Annotated in this window: 18 protein-coding genes and 1 other annotated feature; of the genes, 1 reads left to right on the plus strand and 17 read right to left on the minus strand. The window is 35.0% G+C overall.

Annotated elements, in window-relative coordinates; genetic code table 11:
- Window positions 1–54 precede the first annotated feature (54 nt).
- The 4 genes from ACWPV5_RS05195 to ACWPV5_RS05210 all read right to left on the minus strand — a co-directional run bounded on the left by ACWPV5_RS05195 (window position 55) and on the right by ACWPV5_RS05210 (window position 2,940).
- The gene (locus ACWPV5_RS05195; RefSeq protein WP_219966780.1) at window positions 55–699 is read right to left on the minus strand and encodes a TetR/AcrR family transcriptional regulator; all 645 of its coding nucleotides are present in this window, start codon (window positions 697–699) and stop codon (window positions 55–57) included.
- A 16-nt stretch (window positions 700–715) separates the two neighbouring features.
- Complete coding sequence (locus ACWPV5_RS05200; protein ID WP_219966781.1) at window positions 716–1,720, minus strand: NADP-dependent oxidoreductase; 1,005 nt, start codon at window positions 1,718–1,720, stop codon at window positions 716–718.
- 395 nt (window positions 1,721–2,115) lie between these two features.
- Window positions 2,116–2,286 carry a hypothetical protein gene (locus ACWPV5_RS05205; protein ID WP_219966782.1) on the minus strand — a complete coding sequence of 57 codons (171 nt, stop codon included), beginning with the start codon at window positions 2,284–2,286 and terminating at the stop codon, window positions 2,116–2,118.
- Window positions 2,287–2,424: 138 nt separating this feature from the next.
- Entirely contained in the window at window positions 2,425–2,940 is a 516-nt protein-coding gene (locus ACWPV5_RS05210) for an ATP-binding cassette domain-containing protein (RefSeq protein ID WP_219966783.1), read from the minus strand.
- 486 nt (window positions 2,941–3,426) lie between these two features.
- Between ACWPV5_RS05210 and ACWPV5_RS05215 the strand changes: the two genes are divergently transcribed.
- A complete protein-coding gene (locus tag ACWPV5_RS05215; RefSeq protein WP_219966784.1) occupies window positions 3,427–4,275 on the plus strand; it encodes a helix-turn-helix domain-containing protein in 849 nt (282 codons plus the stop codon).
- 43 nt (window positions 4,276–4,318) lie between these two features.
- On the opposite strand, the gene ACWPV5_RS05220 is transcribed toward ACWPV5_RS05215, so the two are convergent.
- The 13 genes from ACWPV5_RS05220 to ACWPV5_RS05280 all read right to left on the minus strand — a co-directional run bounded on the left by ACWPV5_RS05220 (window position 4,319) and on the right by ACWPV5_RS05280 (window position 16,577).
- Window positions 4,319–6,181 (minus strand): SAG1250 family conjugative relaxase, encoded by a 1,863-nt coding sequence (locus ACWPV5_RS05220; protein WP_219966785.1) that lies wholly within the window; start codon window positions 6,179–6,181, stop codon window positions 4,319–4,321.
- The gene (locus ACWPV5_RS05225; RefSeq protein WP_219966786.1) at window positions 6,168–6,533 is read right to left on the minus strand and encodes a MobC family plasmid mobilization relaxosome protein; all 366 of its coding nucleotides are present in this window, start codon (window positions 6,531–6,533) and stop codon (window positions 6,168–6,170) included. Before ACWPV5_RS05225 ends, ACWPV5_RS05220 begins: the two co-directional genes overlap by 14 nt.
- A 9-nt stretch (window positions 6,534–6,542) precedes the next feature.
- Window positions 6,543–6,902, minus strand: coding sequence for an SAG1252 family conjugative relaxosome accessory protein (locus ACWPV5_RS05230; protein ID WP_000529546.1), 360 nt, complete (start codon window positions 6,900–6,902; stop codon window positions 6,543–6,545).
- A gap of 394 nt (window positions 6,903–7,296) precedes the next feature.
- Window positions 7,297–9,018 (minus strand): ATP-binding protein, encoded by a 1,722-nt coding sequence (locus ACWPV5_RS05235; RefSeq protein ID WP_219966787.1) that lies wholly within the window; start codon window positions 9,016–9,018, stop codon window positions 7,297–7,299.
- Window positions 9,019–9,026: 8 nt separating this feature from the next.
- On the minus strand, window positions 9,027–10,109 hold the full coding sequence (locus ACWPV5_RS05240) for an SIR2 family protein (protein WP_219966788.1): 1,083 nt from the start codon (window positions 10,107–10,109) through the stop codon (window positions 9,027–9,029).
- A 15-nt stretch (window positions 10,110–10,124) separates the two neighbouring features.
- The gene (gene pezT, locus ACWPV5_RS05245) at window positions 10,125–10,895 is read right to left on the minus strand and encodes a type II toxin-antitoxin system toxin PezT (RefSeq protein WP_219966789.1); all 771 of its coding nucleotides are present in this window, start codon (window positions 10,893–10,895) and stop codon (window positions 10,125–10,127) included.
- On the minus strand, window positions 10,895–11,371 hold the full coding sequence (gene pezA / locus ACWPV5_RS05250) for a type II toxin-antitoxin system antitoxin PezA (RefSeq protein ID WP_025173761.1): 477 nt from the start codon (window positions 11,369–11,371) through the stop codon (window positions 10,895–10,897). The genes pezT and pezA overlap by 1 nt, the downstream gene beginning before the upstream one ends.
- A gap of 153 nt (window positions 11,372–11,524) precedes the next feature.
- Entirely contained in the window at window positions 11,525–11,752 is a 228-nt protein-coding gene (locus ACWPV5_RS05255) for a hypothetical protein (protein ID WP_219966790.1), read from the minus strand.
- An 83-nt stretch (window positions 11,753–11,835) separates the two neighbouring features.
- Window positions 11,836–12,012, minus strand: a complete 177-nt coding sequence (locus ACWPV5_RS05260; RefSeq protein ID WP_258318543.1) for a hypothetical protein — start codon at window positions 12,010–12,012, stop codon at window positions 11,836–11,838.
- A 264-nt stretch (window positions 12,013–12,276) separates the two neighbouring features.
- Window positions 12,277–12,645 (minus strand): 50S ribosomal protein L7/L12, encoded by a 369-nt coding sequence (gene rplL / locus ACWPV5_RS05265; RefSeq protein WP_001196965.1) that lies wholly within the window; start codon window positions 12,643–12,645, stop codon window positions 12,277–12,279.
- 72 nt (window positions 12,646–12,717) lie between these two features.
- Window positions 12,718–13,218, minus strand: coding sequence for a 50S ribosomal protein L10 (rplJ, locus tag ACWPV5_RS05270; RefSeq protein ID WP_001287278.1), 501 nt, complete (start codon window positions 13,216–13,218; stop codon window positions 12,718–12,720).
- Window positions 13,219–13,256: 38 nt separating this feature from the next.
- Window positions 13,257–13,392 (minus strand) — a sequence feature (ribosomal protein L10 leader region).
- A gap of 75 nt (window positions 13,393–13,467) precedes the next feature.
- Window positions 13,468–14,727, minus strand: coding sequence for a TRZ/ATZ family protein (locus ACWPV5_RS05275; protein ID WP_219966791.1), 1,260 nt, complete (start codon window positions 14,725–14,727; stop codon window positions 13,468–13,470).
- Between the two features lie 101 nt (window positions 14,728–14,828).
- Window positions 14,829–16,577: an ABC transporter ATP-binding protein gene (locus ACWPV5_RS05280; RefSeq protein ID WP_219966792.1), complete on the minus strand. Its 1,749-nt coding sequence runs from the start codon at window positions 16,575–16,577 to the stop codon at window positions 14,829–14,831.
- Between the last annotated feature and the right edge of the window lies 1 nt (window position 16,578).

Raw genomic sequence — 16,578 nt, forward strand, 5'->3', positions numbered from 1 at the left:
TTTTTTGTTGAATCCAAAAAACTCACCATTAACAGTGAGTTTTAACATCAGAATTTATTTTACTTTCATTAGGGCAGATGACAAACACTCAACAATCTCATCAACTGTTTCATCGATGTTTATAGTTCCTTCATCATTCAACATCATGGGAATAAGATAAGAAAAACTCAATGCTAAAATGTATCGAACAATTCTTTCATTTGACCAATTTAGAATAAGTCCTTTTTCTTTAAATTGATTTAAAACAGGGCTAATTGGTTCTATTATAGATTGAACAATAATATTTCCTAACTGGATAGAAAGATTTTTATCAATAAAAGAACGCCCCAAGAGAATTTTAACATGCATTTGATTCTTCTGAATGAAAAAGAGCCTATCTCGAACAATACTTTTTAAAAAGAAGGGAAAAGTTTCTTGATCTACTGTGAATTTTTTTTCTGAGAAATCCGCAATTACTTCTGGAATAACCTGTTCTAGAAAAGTAGATAAAATGGCTTCTAAAATACCTTCCTTTGTTTTAAAGTAACTAAAAACAGTTCCTTCTGACACTCCAGCGCGTTCGGCAATAAGGCTGGACGTTGTATTTTCAAATCCCATTTCTGAAAATAATTTTAAGCTTGATAATAATACTCGACGTTGTTTCAAGCTCAAGTTGCTAACTTCTAACGTCTGAGCATACTTTTGTTCTAAACTTTCCATCGCTAGCACCTCTCTTCTACTCTCTTACTTTTACTACTTTTTTGCCTCGACTGTGTCCCATTTTCAGACTACGATAGGCTTCTCTAACTGACTTTAGAGAAAAGTCATACACTTGATCAATTTTCAGCTGAACCTTCCCGTCTGAAACCATTTCAGCTAAAGTGCTAAAATCATCATATGTGGAATGTCTCGGACCAGTAAACTGAGCACCTTTTATCATGACATAGGGCGAAGGTACTAATGTCCCAATAGCTGTCCCCTTCAAGCCTAAACTAAAAGCCAATCTAACATAATCAGATCCATAACAATCCAAAAATTTTGTAATAGGCGTTGGACTAGCTGATAGAAGCGCCTTCTTGATATTCTCTTCGTAACTTACTGGTATGGCACCTAAAGACTTTAGATACTCTGCATTTTTCTTACTTGCTATTCCAATCACTGTCGCCCCCTTAGCAACTGCATACTGTACTGCAATACTTCCAATACCTCCTGCTGCAGCTGAAATAACAACAGTATCTCTTGAATTTAAACCAATTCTTCTAAAAGCCCCACCCACAGTTAGAGCAGCTACTCCCATAGTAGCTGCGTGAGTCATGTCGATCATCTCTGGTTTCAATACAATTTCTGATTCATTGACACAAATTTCTGTTGCTAAAGCTCCCCTCTTAGTTCCCAAACCAGGATCACTAATCATTGTTCCAAACACCTTATCTCCTACTGAAAACCTAGTTACTTCATTTCCAACTTCTGTAATAACTCCAGAAAAATCTCTCCCCACACCTCTTGGAAATAAAGATGATTTAGACTCAAACCAACGACTTGGTTTCCTTAATTTCGTTATAAAAGATAGAAATCGAAGGGGTTTCGCTCCCTCAAAAGTTTTATAATCAATAGGATTTAAACCAACAGCATGAACTTCTACTCTCACCTGATTTACATCCAAGTCTGTAGAGTCGATCTTCAGCAAATCCAAGACCTCTTCGTTACCGAAACGACTGTACTCTATTGCTTCAACAACCATTTTCTTTACTCCTTAATTTCACAAAAATTGAGTGAACACTCATTTTTATAAATTATACTCTTAATTTGTAAGAAAATCAATATTATCGTTTGATAACGATTTATGACATGATACAAATATCCATCATTTCGATTTACCAATATGATTCTTTCAATCTAACTCTCCTCACTTTTAAAGCTTCCTTTCCCTTTTTTGCCCCCGGGCACATAAAAATAAAAACCGCTACTCCTAAGAATAGCGGTTTAATCATGTTTTTAAGCTACTAATGTAGTTGCTCTATTATTTAAATAAAATGAAGTGTTATGAATAACTTCAATATCTTTAAAGCTTTTTGTTAGATTTATAATTTCAACTATAGCCATCTCTTCTCCTTAGTTTACAGCAAAAAAATATGCTTAATTTTTATTGTTTTTGTAAACAATCAGCGAACCCAATACTATTCCATTCAACAAACCTAAAGAAATACCATATTCAACTGGAAAATCTAAAAAAATTGCAAACACTATTCCAATCATCACCCCTAGTGAGGCTGCTATTGAAATTACATATTCATTTTCTTTCTTCATTTTCTTTACACCTCATTTCCTTTTTGTATATAAGCTGTAGTACTCTCCACCAAGAGCCATTAAGTACTTATGATTTCCTGACTCAACAATCTTACCACCTATCATTACAAAAATAATATCCGCATCCTTAATCGTTGACTATCTATGAGCTACAATTATTTGAGTACAGCCCTGACTTTTTATATACTTTGTTATTCTTTCCTCATTAATAGTATCTAATGCACTAGTTGCTTCATCTAAAATTATAATACTTGGATAATTTATTAATGCACGTGCCAGTGCTATCCGTTGACTTTGACCACCTGAAATATTTGAACCCATCTCTGAGATGATAGTATTAAATTTCATCGGCATAGCCATGATTTCATCATAGATTTGAACTACTTTACAAACTTCCTCTATCTTTTGTGAAGTAACTTCGTGCTTTAAAGTTATATTATCAAGAATACTTCTGTTCAATAAAAATGAATCCTGTGGAACTACTCCTAAATTTTGACTTAATATTTTTTTATCTATTTGATTAATATTTACACCATCAAATAAAACTTTTCCTGTATCAATCTTATATAATCCTGATGGTATTTTTGATAACGTACTTTTTCCTGACCCCGGTTGACCGACTAGTGCAATTCTCTGTCCTGACTCAATAGTCAAATTTAAATTTTCTATTACAGGAGCTGACTCTTTGGAATAAGAGAAAGATAGGTCCTTAATATCTATTCTACTTCAAACGTTTCTAAACTATACTCCGGAAAATAATTTAACCAATAATTAACCATACTATCTTTCATCGTATCCTCCAACCAGTACTAAGAGTCTGGGACAAAAGTCTAACCTTAAATATAAAAAGCGAACAAAACGAGTTATCTGACACTCAAAATTCTGTCTTGTTCGCTTTTTTGTCTAATCTATCGATTTTTAAAATTTATAATAAAGAATTCCTAAAATCAAAATCTTTTTGTCCCAGACTCTTAGGTGTACACCTAAACATTTTATCCACCGACAATAATAATATCCATTACCAACAATAAAATTAGGGAATTTTTAAAATTTTCTTCATATTTAGACTTCCTTTCAGTTTTTATTTATTGTACAATAAATAAAAATCAATTACTTTTTTGTTGGGAAAACGGGAAAATTATGAAATCAAAACTTGGCATCACACTCAGAAAAGTTCGTAAAGGAAAACAAATCAGTTTATGTTCTGTTGCTGACGAGCATCTTTCTAAATCTCAAATATCTCGATTCGAACGGGGAGAATCAGAAATATCTTGTATTAGGCTTATCAATATTTTAGACAAGTTGCACGTTACCCTAGATGAGTTTCTTATTTTACACGATGATGACTACACCAATAGTGAATCATTTGCTAACCTAGTTCAATATATTCGTAAACAATACTCCACAAAAAATTTTGATAGTATTATTGAATTACTATCAAACTCTTCAAGTTATAACTTGGGTCCTTATGAAAAGACAATGGTAAAATCGATTCTCTATACAACAAATAAAAATTTTCTCCCCTCGGATGAGGAGTTATTACAGCTAACAGATTATCTTTTTAAAGTTGAAAACTGGGGTTACTATGAAATTATCCTATTAGGTAACTGTGTAAGAACAATTAAATATAACTCCTTTTTCCTATTAACTATAGAAATGTTAAAAAATTATCTCTATTCAACTTTAAATAAGACAAATAAACGGCTTGTTACACAATTGGCAATCAATTGCCTAATTGTTAGTATTGATAAAGAAGAATTTCAAAATTGTAGTTTTCTAATCAAAGAAATAAAAAAATTACTAAATAATGAATTAAACTATTATGAACAAACCGTCTTCTTATATACATGTGGATACTTTGAATTTAAGTGCAATCTTGCGAACGGAATCGAAAAGATGAAACAAGCACTTCAGGTATTTGAAATTCTAGGAGAACATAATATAAAAGCACAGTACCAAGAGCACTATGACAAATATATTAATCAATAGCATAAAGATAGTTAATCTTTAACCACCATAGGATTAGTTCTTGTTATTCCAATAGTATTTCTATACTAAATTTTTTATCAAAATCCTTATCATTCAGTACTTTTACAAACATTTCTAAATTTTTTATTAAGCTCTCATACTCATAAAGATAATGATCTAGCTCCTCTTGAAACGCTCTTATTTCTTCGCTTACTTGTTCTACTGTAATTGATTCTGGCAAATTTAATTTTGAAAAGTCATATCTTGCAAGCTTTCGACTGCTCACATCCTCACTCTTCAAATTGATAAGCACTTCCGCCATCTTATTTAAGTTGGCAATTTTTTCATTAATTTGATTTTGTTTTATATCTATCTCTGCTATTTCTTTTACTAACTCGTCTTTAATGTCTTGGTATTTCTTATCTGCTTCAGTTAATTCAATGAAGAGGTTAATCTCAGTAATCTTTTTCTGTAGACTCTTAACTGTAGGTCTTCTGTATGGTATTACTCGACTATCGTTGGTTAGCTGTCTTATCAATGTTCGTCCTTTGACATACTGATTCTTATCCGAATGTTCTTTGTTATATACAAAGTATGAGGTTGTCTCACGTATAAAGATTTTATATTTTTTCTGATTCTCTTCTTCCAGGATATCTAATTGATAATTGGGAATGAAAATGAGACCACTCTGCTTAATACCAAAAGACACTTTGATATAAATGCCCTCATCAACTAGCTTCTCTATTTGCTTCTCTGCAAGTTCCACTTCAAATTCACGAACGGTATCTCGTTTTTCCGTAAATGTCTCAAAGGCTTCCTCAATCTCTTCAGTGGATACTTTATCCTTATCTCGTTCTTCTTGGAATGCATGGTACTGTTCCTTTAAATTCTCTAATCCTTCTGAAGCAACGACTTCCTTATTTTTAAAATAATCTTGAAAAAATTTGACGTCATATAATTTCTTATCACTTATTTTTTGATGACCCAAACTTATCTTTTGATTCTCTTCTTCCAGGATAAAAGTTACATTTTTTTGTTTTAAGTCAATGGTTAGATTCAATTCTTTGGCTTTTGTTATTAAATCTTCTAAAGAATTGACACGGTTCAACAAAAATTCTAAACGACTTTCAATCTCTTGCTTAGCAAAATGCATTCTAAATAATTCTTCATCATATAGATCTCGTTTGCTGAGTTGGCGTCCTCGAATTGGTTTTGTCATTGCTCGATCCGTCATCATGAATCGACTATGCTTTTGACTAAAATCAATCTGAACATGCAACTGCTTTGCTTTCTCTAAAAAATCATCAAACGATTTAGATTGCTGCAACAAAAAATAAAGACGTTGTTTCAATTCAAATTTATGACTAGACTGCCTATATTTTTGATAGTCACGGTAAGAAAAACTCTTCTCGATAATTTTCGCCCCAGCCACTTTAGAAATACGGTCTGAAATCATACGGAGGTTTCGTTCCAAGGCATAGTTCCATATCAACTTTTTATCTGAATTGCGGTCAATAGCGTTGATTATGATGTGATTATGAACATGATCTTTGTCTGTATGAGTTGCTACGATAAACTTAAAACGACCTCCTGTCAATTCCATCATGGTCTCATAACCAATGCGGTTAATTTCTTCAGGTGTCAGATTATCTTCAGGAGAAAATGATTGAATGAGGTGATGAGCATGAATAGTTTGTTGGTGTTTTTCTTGTCGGTCGTTTCTGGATTCGTACAACTTGTCATTATTGGTGAAGTTGACATTGTACATCTCTACCATTTCTGCATGACTAGGGAAGTCCAAGTAATTGCTCATGCCAAAATCAGATACCAATTTCAAATTGTCCGTTTTATCAGGGTTGAGAATATACTTAATTAAACGCCTACGATATTTTTTTCCGTGCGTCGCAAAGTGTTTAGTAACTACCATGAAACTCCTTCAGTCTTTTCACCTCCACTTGAAATTCTTTGTCCACTTCCTTAATTAATTCTCCGACTCCTTTAATCAATTCTTGTAATTGGTCCTGAGAAATCAGATGGCTTTGATTAATCGCACGCGCAATTTGATTTATGTTATTTCCAATCCGTCTCAATTCAAAAACTAACTGGTCATAAGTATCAGTGTTAATCATGACAAATGACATATTGGGATTAAGTAAAACTTTTCTGGCATAGACTGAGAAATTTTGACAATTGCTCTTAGCAATCCGTTCATTCAATTGGTGTAATTCTGGATCAGTTAGAAATACTTTTTTGAGATTAGTACGATAGCGATAAACCATTACATCCTCCTAACCCATATATTTTTCACGGAACTCACGACTGAGTGGCTGCACTTGATTCACTTCTGCAATCAATTCTTGAACGCAAGTCAATAAGATTGAGACGTGCTCTTGCGTCACTTGATGATTTTCTCTTGCGATAACCAGAACTTTATACACATCTCGACTAATCTGTTCAAACTTTTGAGACTGCCAAAGGGAGAACCAACTTTCAAAAATTCTATCCTGATAATTCTTTTTCAATAAATTCTGACGAAGAAATTCTGAGAAACTATCCATTTTTTGTTCCCTCATCATTTCTTTTATCTGTTTTTCTTCTTGTCTCGTGATTCTAAATTGCTTTCTGATTGACTTAATTTCTTGTCCCATTCTGATATCCCTTCAACATTCTACTTGTCTGACAGTGTAAGTCTACCTCACATTGTCAGTACGCTTCCTAAAGACCTCACTTGCTTCTTGTTCGGTCTTTGCGAGCTCAGATATTGTGTCCACAATATCCCAAAAATCATATCTCTTGCCATTTCAAACCTTACGGTTCAAAAAACAAACGATATGAAAATCTGGTGGCTAGCCCCCAGATTCCCAGGTAAAATTCTTAGTTGTATTTTTAAAAGTTGAGAAAAGTATAGCTGAAGAAACTTGGAGAAGTTATCACAGGAGAATGATGGGTTGAAAAAAGAGCCTCGTGGCTCTATACAAAGGTAGATGAAATTGTTAGTTAGTATCATGTGTATGACTCTATCTAATAAGTCTAATATATTATTCAACGCGATTGTTTAATCATATTTTTTATTGCATCATCAATATCAAACACTGTTTGTTGACCATCAATCCATCTGTCCCAAAAATCGATTGTAGAGCTTTTAGGTTCTTCTTTAGGTTTATCTAATAAAATTTTAGTTGGTAACTTTATAGCATCACCAATTACAATACATTCGCCAACATCAAGGTTAGGTAGGGTCTCAACTAACCCAACTAATGAATCGGTCAACATTGTCGCTACTGCTGTTTTATCTCTATCATTTGTTATTTTCAACGAAATAATATTATTACATTGGGATATTATAGTTGAATTTAATTCCGCCGGTCTTTGAGAAACAACAACTAAGGAAACTCCATACTTACGCCCTTCTTTGGAAATTTTTTCAAAAATTTCTAAAGATTTTTTCTCAACAGCTTTTAGCTTAGTTATATCTCTTGGTATATATAAATGTGCTTCATCGCAAATAAATGCTAATGGATGTCTTGTTTCATTTCTTTTAGGAGTCATCCAAAATTGTACATCATATACTAATCTTGTTACAATACCAATTACAATTGATAACATATCTGATGGTATTTCAGATAAATCAATTACTTTAATATGTTTATCTCTTCCCATTATTTCAGAAATAAATCTATTTAAGTAATTAGAATCTGAAGTATGCTGTTCATTAAATACAAAGCCATATTTTTTATCGTCCATTTTTGTTTGCAATCTTGTAATCAGATTAGTCAACTTGCCATAATATTGTCCTTGCCTTGTTTTTTCTTGCCCCTTCTTATCACCTGACTTATACGTTTCGCCAGTTCTGTCTTCTTTAATATTTTCATTTTCTAAATATTCTTTTAACTCTTTTGTTGAAAACGGTATTGGAGTATCAACTGTAACAATATCCGAAGAAAAATTAGCTTTACTTTCTATATATTCCTTCTTTTTACTAAGAATATGTTTGACTACTATAGCTCTTTGATTAGAAGAAGTGCCCTCAGACGATTCAATAAATAAAGAATGTATTTCTTCATAATTGAAAAACCATAGTGGAATTTGTAAATCAGTTGCTGCATCACCAATTTTTATTTGCTTTGCATAAGACAACTCATTGTACTCTCCATGTAAATCAAAGATAATAATATTTGAATAGTCTAATCCATTAGTTTTCTCTAAGATATTAGCGACTGAAAATGATTTACCACTCCCCGTACTTCCAACAATTGCTGCATGTCTCTGGAAAAATTTATTTCCATCTAAAATTGCTTCAACAGACTGATTGCTAGCATATTTCCCAATATTTAATTCTTTTCCATGACTTTGATTATTAGTCAAGGAATTCATTATCATATATAGCGCATCGTCATCAGCTAGAAAAACTGGGCTATTTATCTCTGGATAAGTATTCACTGCCCTTTTAAAAATATTATTCTGAGTTGGAGAAATTTTGCTATAAAATGTCCCTACTAAGGTTATACTACAAAAATTATAAGAATACTCCAATAAGGAATCCTCATCAATTTCAGTACCATTAAAATCAATACTTTTCTTACTAACCTTAGTCACAATACCAATTAATTTCTCATCAGCATTATTACCTGAAAGAATAGCCAAATCATTTATCTTTAGTTTATTTAACAACTCTTCCTTTTTTACATTAACTATAACTTTTTGCGTATCAACATTTTGTACATTTCCAATTTCTTGAGTTAAGTACTGCTGTATATTTGCCATTTTTCACCTCATAATTGTCCTATAAATAGCTCTACAAATTCTTCTAAATCCCACAAATTCTTATCTATTTTGTACTGTTTACCTTTATAAACCATAAATGAGAGATTCGTTGTATTGTGCGTTCTCCCTATAACATTTTTATAAAACAAGGTCCAATTCTTATTACATACAGCCCTATTTATAACTTCTTCCTTTATATCCATAGTCAACACAATCACATCTTTGCTTGTGTTTTCAAAAACAGTATCAAATTGCTTATCATTGAAACCATATCCATAAATAAAAATCGCATGACTACTCTCATTATCTGTAATAACACTATTAAAAATCTCACGATGCTCTCTTAGTAGATTATGAGTCATCCCATATTGAAATTTCATACTGCCAGGAGCAATGATTTCAATACAATTACTATTCTTATCTAGATAACAGTAATCATTAGTTTGATAGGTAATGCCAGCTCGATTTATCCAATTGATAGATCCATGGGGTTTGAAAATTCTTAATATTGCTGTTGATTTTTTATAGTATTTGTAAGGATCTCTCAGTAACTCTGAATCAAATTTTTGAAATAGATTACCTTTAAATCCTAAAGTTGTAGTTAAATTTAATTTATCTGCAATAGTCTCTATAATTAAGTCATAGTTTGGTGTCATTATATCAATAATCTTTTTATTAACACTCACTGTCTTGTGGAGATAATTTAGTAATTTTTCAAATCCAGATGAATTCTTCAAAATATTCTCTCTCACAGCATAGTCAGATTCTAAAATAAATTTACCAGTAATTTCACGGATTTTTTCTACAAAATCATTTTTTGTATTTGAAATTGTTAAAAGAGCTGCTTCAAGTCCATGATTCCTTACCATAGACTGACACTCTCCCCAATACTTTTTATATTCAACGTTTTTATCTGAAGAGAAATTTTTATCTAGTTCATCAGCCAACTTACCCATACCAGGGACACCCATTACTATAGATAAACCCGTACCAATAATAAATTTTGGAAAATTTGCAGTTGATAAATAACGATTTTTTATATCAGAAAATATTTCTTTAAATTCTGTATCAGCAATATTAATTTCAAGCATGTACTGTTTCCACCCTTACGTATTATTTTTTACACATTGTTCTTTCATTTGTTCTTTCCCCACCTGCAACATCTCCTTCTCTACCTGACTCCACTCTCCAAACAGTAACTCATGAAGAACAGCTACTGCTGATATTTCATCATCTCTAGAATCGTAAACACAGGTCCTATCTCGTTGATAGATTTGGATTTGTTCAAAGATACCTAATTGCTCCAGCTGGTGGGTATTCTCAACTAGATTGTTCACTATCAGATCATGATGTTCTTTTGGAGTTGCGCGTGCTTGATTTGGATTGATGGCGTACAGTTCTTCATAACGGATAAGAGTACTTAGATAGGACAATTCAGGCTTTGTCGCAATTAAGGCTAATTGTACCTCATATCCCTTATTTTTCAAGAGTTGTACTGTTTTCTTTGGAACGTCAACTGTTCGTAAAGTTCCCTCGATCAAAAGATTGTATCCCAAATGACTCAATTCTCTTACTAAAGACTCTACCATTTTACTTGCAAAATCTTTGGTGTATTCTACACTGTCTTTGCCATATTCTTGCTGCAGTTCTAAATAGTGTGGATGCTGAGAACGAAAACTATCGCCATCTATGATAACAATATTTCCTTGAAATTCTTTCTGTTTAATACGATGAATTGTAGTCTTACCAGCACCACTTTGCCCTCCAAGCAAAATCGCTATAGGTTGCTTACTGGACTTTTTTCCTCTTGTCAGTGAGCGAATGTTCCGCGCTAGACCATGTTTGAACTCACTATCAGTATAATCTTGGATTTCCACTAGGCTACCATCCGTTTTTCAGATATCTCTAACATACGTTCAATTCCATCCAAATAGCCGCTATATCTCTCTATTTCATCAAAAGTTTCAACTAGATAGATATTCGTATGAATCAAATCAGAAAGATCATCACTCATTAAAATCCAAGGATTAGATTCATCATCAATGCTAATTCCCTGACTATCTTGATAGCGATAGAGTCGAGATAATAGATTAGCACCTCTTTCTTTCACAATTTCAATCTTTAAAGTCAGTTCATAATCTTCAACAGGATTGAACATTTTATCTTCTCCTACAATATCGACATAAGATACATTAAATTTCTGACAAATGATGTCAATTAATTCCGTAGAGACTGAACTAGTTCCATTTTCATAACGACTCAAGCTATTTCGAGAAATTCCTATAATTCTTGCAAATTCGGGTTGTGTTAAGTCATGTGTTTTACGTAAGGACTTTATGTTCTTTCCAATCATGGCAAACTCCTTTATTTTTATAAATCCATTATAGCATAAAAAAGCAAAACGCACCAAAAATGGTGCGTTGTTTCTTGTTTTTCTAGCCTAAACTTTACTTCTATAAAAGCCACCTAAAGTGTTATTCCTTTTCAGGTGGCTTTTCTCAAAATACTATACATTAAAATACTCTTGTTTAATTTTTATAAGCAGATTGTTAGCAACAGAGGTTACACCAACATGCATCAGTTCAGGATCAGAATAATCCAGATTGCGAGCATAGCCTTCTGCAACAATCTGAGCAATACGCTCATCCAATTTATAATTGGAGGCTTTTAATAGTGCACAAAATAATTCTGAACTATACAGTTTAATATTATTTTCCAATGATACTACTGCCATTTTTGTAACTCCTCCCCTGTTTTTGATTGATAAACCTTCTCTATTTTCATTATATCACAAAAAGATTGGTTGTGAATGGATAATTATTTAAAAGAATAGAGGTTTCTAAACTCAGCAAGCATTTCTTCTTTTGTAATTTCATTCTGACGAAAACGAGCTAAAGCTTGGGTTGGATTGTCATCAGTCTGAACACCATAGATAAAATCAAAATGGTGTTGTAATTCATCTGGATTTTCCCGATTTTGAACGACAAGTGGCAATGATAGTCACGGTTCTTAAAAATTTCTACAAAATTTGAAATACGAAATTCTACTATAATTAGAATCTATACATAGCTTACTTCTGGTCATTTAAAACGAACCCTGTTCTCCAAAATAATTTTATTAAAAAGAAAAACCCTGCCAAATCAATTTTTGGTAGGGTTTTTGGTAGGAAACTAAATTAATTTATCAGTTTCTAAAATGTGTTCACGATTCTAAAAGGCTGATACTATAGTATTCCGAATTCTAATTGGTATATGCCTCTTATTTAAGAGTAACTGAAGCTCCAGCTTCTTCCAATTTAGCTTTGATTTCTTCAGCTTCTGCAGTTGCAACGCCTTCTTTAACAAGTGCTGGTGCACCGTCAACAAGTTCTTTAGCTTCTTTAAGTCCAAGACCTGTGATTTCACGTACAACTTTGATAACGCCAACTTTTTTGTCGCCTGCAGATGTCAATTCAACGTCGAATGAATCTTTAGCAGCACCAGCGTCAGCAGCACCAGCTGCAGCAACAGCTACAGGAGCAGCTGCAGTTACACCAAATTCTTCTTCGATAGCTTTTACAAGGTCGTTCAATTCAAGGATTGAAGCTTCTTTAATTTCAGCAATAATGTTTTCAATGTTCAATGCCATTGTTATTTCCTCCAAATATGTTTTAAATTTATAATAGATTTTCGTAGCTAGGCTACGCTGCGTAGCTTAAGATTAAGCTGCGTCTTCTTTGCTTTCTGCAACCGCTTTGACTGCAAGAGCAACGTTGCGCACTGGCGCTTGAAGTACAGAAAGGAGCATAGAAAGAAGTCCTTCGCGGTTTGGAAGAGTTGCAAGTGCAAGAATCTCTTCTTTAGATGCGACAGCGCCTTCGATTGCACCACCTTTGATTTCAAGTGCTTCAGCGTTTTTAGAAAAGTCGTTCAAGATTTTCGCTGGTGCGATAACATCTTCATTAGAAAATGCTACTGCAGATGGTCCAACGAATACAGATGCAAGATCTTCAAGACCAGCTTTTTCAGCTGCACGACGCAAGATTGAGTTTTTAATGACTTTATACTCAACTTCGCTTCCACGAAGCTCACGACGAAGAACTGTGTCTTGCTCAACTGTCAAACCACGAGCGTCTACAACGACGATAGATGCAGCAGCTTTCATTTTTTCAGCTACTACGTCAACTAGTTCCGCTTTTTTAGCAATAATTGCTTCACTCATTAGTGTGTTCACCTCCGTTATTATTTTGCTTGGGGAATTTTTCCAAAAGAAAAACGCGCCCAAACCTAGACACGAAAGTACAATACGCTTCTTTTTACATGATACGTTTTGTCCTCGGTAGGATATTTATGAGTCGAGCTCCCCTACTGTCTTAGGCAGTTTTTTCAAACCGTATATAAGTATAGCATAGTCAAAAAAAGAATGCAAGATTTTTGCAAACTTTTTTAAAATTTTTTCGTGATTTTTCTTTTAAAGTTCTACTGTCAGGACTTGACCTTGCTTAACAACTTGTTCTCCGGCAATATAGACATCATCAACATCACTAGATTTAACAGCATAAACTAGGTGAGAGAGCATATTTTCCTGAGGTTGGAGATGGATTTTCCCCTCTTGTTGAATGACCAGAAAATCTGCCTGTTTACCTACTTCTAGGCTTCCTATCTGATTTTCCATCCCTAGAACTTTAGCCCCTTCGATTGTTAGTGCCTTGAGGGCTGTTTCGATAGGGAATTGGCTGGCATCCCCACTTTTCATCTTCTGAAGAAGGGCTGCAGTCCGTCCTTCCTCAAACATATCTAGATTGTTATTGGAAGCAACCGAATCTGTCGCAATTCCGACTGCTACTCCTGCTTTTTGCAGTTGGATGATGGGAGCAATCCCTGATGCCAGTTTGAGGTTACTGATAGGGTTGTGAGCAATAGACACTTGAGAAGTTGCCAAACGTTCAATTTCTCGCTCGTTTAATTCTACCCCATGAGCAAAGACAGACGGATGATCTAAATAGCCCAGTTCTTCTAGAAAGGCGAGGGGACGTTTGCCGTATCGTTTCAGGATAATGCCTGACTCCTCCTTGGTCTCCGCCACGTGGATATGGATTGGAATAGCAAGCTCTTTTGCCATGTCTATGCTTTCTTCCAGCAAGTCTCTATCACAGCTGTAGGGAGAATGTGGGGCTACCATAACCTTGAAATTTGGATTTTTATATCCAATAATTTCTTCAATGATTGCTCGTGTTCTGCTTATGGTCTCATCAGTTGTCTCCGCCTCAGAAGAAAAGAGGGTAGGTGAGAAATAACAACGCATCTTGGAATCTTTCACTGCCTGATAAATCTGCTCAATATCCACACCATTGGGATTATACATATCATTAAAGGTTGTTGTTCCTGACTGGAGCATCTCTGTCAGAGCTTCTTTGACCGCCTTAGTAGTCATGTCGGGAGTAAATCCTGCTTCTGCAGGCCAGATATAGTCATTGAGCCATTCATGGAGATTGCTATCATCTCGAATTCCTCTCAGACCTGTCATTGCAGAATGGGTATGGCAATTGACCAATCCAGGCATAATCCAGGCTCCCTGATAGTCTATAAACTGCTCAGCTTGCTCTAAAATCTCTGACTTCTCTTGACCAACATAGACGATTTGAGAATCCTTAACTGCTAAGATTCCATCCAAATGAACATGGAAATCTTTGTCACAAGTCACGATATTTACATGCTGAAAGACTTTCATTGTTTTTCTCCTTCTAAGGCCTTGATTTTTTCTAGCTATTGTAACAAAAAAGTCACCCGAAGGCAACTTTTTTTGTCCATAAGATTTCAAAGTAGAAAGGATTATTCAGAACTGAAAGCCGCAGCTTGCTGCATTTGGTAATACTTACCCTTTCGAGCAATGAGTTCCTGATGGTTACCATATTCAACAATGTCGCCATCCACCAAGACTAGAATCATATCCACATCCTGAATGGTTGACAAGCGGTGGGCAATGATAAAGCTTGTACGCCCCTTCATGAGTTTTGCAAAGGCATCCTGAACCAATACTTCTGTCCGTGTATCAATGGAGGAAGTCGCCTCGTCTAAGATAAGAATCTTTGGAATAGCCAGAAAGATTCGGGCAATAGTCAAAAGCTGGGCCTGACCAACAGAGAGAGATTCTCCAGCATTTTCCAACCTGGTATCGTAACCCTGCGGCAACTGTTGGATGAAAAAGTCGGCATTGGCTGCTTTGGCAGCAGCAATCACCTGCTCCCGACTGGCATCAGGGTTTCCAAAGGAAATATTGTCATGAATGGTTCCTTGCTTGAGCCAGGTTTCTTGTAGAACCATTCCAAACTGCTGTCTCAATGATGCTCGGGTATAGTCGTAAATGGATTGGTTGTCTAGCAAGATATCTCCCGAGTTAATAGGATAAAAACGCATGAGGAGATTGATAAGAGTTGACTTACCAGCACCTGTCGGACCAACGATGGCTACCTTACTACCAGCTGGGATATCGATAGACAAGTCCTTAATCAAGATCTTTTCTGGATGGTAGCCAAAAGAGACCTGTTTAAAGGAAATGGCTCCCTTGACTTGGTCACTGGTCAAGACTTCCTTACCTGTTTCAGCTACCTCAGGACTTTCTAAGACAGCATAGACGCGCTCTGCACAAGCCAGAGCACTTTGCAACTCAGCTAGAACTGAAGAAATATCGTTAAAGGGCTTGGTGTACTGTTGGACGTAATTCAAAAAAGTCACTAAACGACCGATGGTCAAGGTTGAACCCATCATGATACGATAAGCTCCTACTCCAGCTAAAAGCGCATAAATGAGCGCATTGACAAAGCGAGTCGAAGGATTAACCGTTGATGAATAAAAGATGGCTGACTGAGAATACGCTGAGTAATTGTTATTCGCCTCATGCAGTCTTTGGATAAACTCTGTTTGAGCATTAAAGGACTGGATAATGGTCTGCTGGCTCAACGATTCTTCAATCAACTGAGTCTGAATTCCCCTCGTCTCTGTTTGCTTTTGGAAGAGATGATAGGAGCGTTTAGCAATAAAGCGTGAAATCACCATAGACAGTGGCGTCAACAGCAAGACCAAAAGAGTCATGAGGAGATGAATTTGAATCATGGCTAGAATGCTGACTAAAATCATCAAGACACCAATGAAAAATTGGTTAAAAATCATGGTCAAACCAGCTGATAACTGTTCTATATCCGTAGTTACACGACTAACCATCTCTCCACTTCCTTGTCGATCCACAAAGGCAATCGGTAAACGATGGAGCTTATGGATGATTTGCTCTCGCAAGTCTCTGGTATAAGAGAAGATTAGGCGATTATAGAGAAGAGGATTGACCCACTGTACAAGGGTATTTCCTATGACCACCAAGATCATTTGGAGAAAAATCTGCCAAAAAAATGGTGAAGAACCAGCCACCAGGACTTGGTCAATGACCTGCCCAATCAAGATAGGAAGATAAATTGATAAGCCTACCTGGGCAATAGTTCCTAGAAAGGCTAGGAAAAGGAGGAAGGGATGGCTTGCTAAATCTTTGACCAAACGTGTGAGTGTTTGATTTGCAGTTTCTCGTCTCATG

The sequence above is a fragment of the Streptococcus sp. Marseille-Q7156 genome (genome assembly GCF_965119495.1).

Excerpts from the sequence above, each read along its gene's own strand:
- ACWPV5_RS05195 (WP_219966780.1), bottom strand. The coding sequence starts at position 699 with ATGGAAAGTTTAGAACAAAAGTATGCTCAGACGTTAGAAGTTAGCAAC.
- ACWPV5_RS05200 (WP_219966781.1), bottom strand. The coding sequence starts at position 1,720 with ATGGTTGTTGAAGCAATAGAGTACAGTCGTTTCGGTAACGAAGAGGTC.
- ACWPV5_RS05205 (WP_219966782.1), bottom strand. The coding sequence starts at position 2,286 with ATGAAGAAAGAAAATGAATATGTAATTTCAATAGCAGCCTCACTAGGG.
- ACWPV5_RS05215 (WP_219966784.1), top strand. The coding sequence starts at position 3,427 with ATGAAATCAAAACTTGGCATCACACTCAGAAAAGTTCGTAAAGGAAAA.
- ACWPV5_RS05220 (WP_219966785.1), bottom strand. The coding sequence starts at position 6,181 with ATGGTAGTTACTAAACACTTTGCGACGCACGGAAAAAAATATCGTAGG.
- ACWPV5_RS05225 (WP_219966786.1), bottom strand. The coding sequence starts at position 6,533 with ATGGTTTATCGCTATCGTACTAATCTCAAAAAAGTATTTCTAACTGAT.
- ACWPV5_RS05230 (WP_000529546.1), bottom strand. The coding sequence starts at position 6,902 with ATGGGACAAGAAATTAAGTCAATCAGAAAGCAATTTAGAATCACGAGA.
- ACWPV5_RS05235 (WP_219966787.1), bottom strand. The coding sequence starts at position 9,018 with ATGGCAAATATACAGCAGTACTTAACTCAAGAAATTGGAAATGTACAA.
- ACWPV5_RS05240 (WP_219966788.1), bottom strand. The coding sequence starts at position 10,109 with ATGCTTGAAATTAATATTGCTGATACAGAATTTAAAGAAATATTTTCT.
- pezA (WP_025173761.1), bottom strand. The coding sequence starts at position 11,371 with ATGATTGGAAAGAACATAAAGTCCTTACGTAAAACACATGACTTAACA.
- ACWPV5_RS05255 (WP_219966790.1), bottom strand. The coding sequence starts at position 11,752 with ATGGCAGTAGTATCATTGGAAAATAATATTAAACTGTATAGTTCAGAA.
- rplL (WP_001196965.1), bottom strand. The coding sequence starts at position 12,645 with ATGGCATTGAACATTGAAAACATTATTGCTGAAATTAAAGAAGCTTCA.
- rplJ (WP_001287278.1), bottom strand. The coding sequence starts at position 13,218 with ATGAGTGAAGCAATTATTGCTAAAAAAGCGGAACTAGTTGACGTAGTA.
- ACWPV5_RS05275 (WP_219966791.1), bottom strand. The coding sequence starts at position 14,727 with ATGAAAGTCTTTCAGCATGTAAATATCGTGACTTGTGACAAAGATTTC.
- ACWPV5_RS05280 (WP_219966792.1), bottom strand. The coding sequence starts at position 16,577 with ATGAGACGAGAAACTGCAAATCAAACACTCACACGTTTGGTCAAAGAT.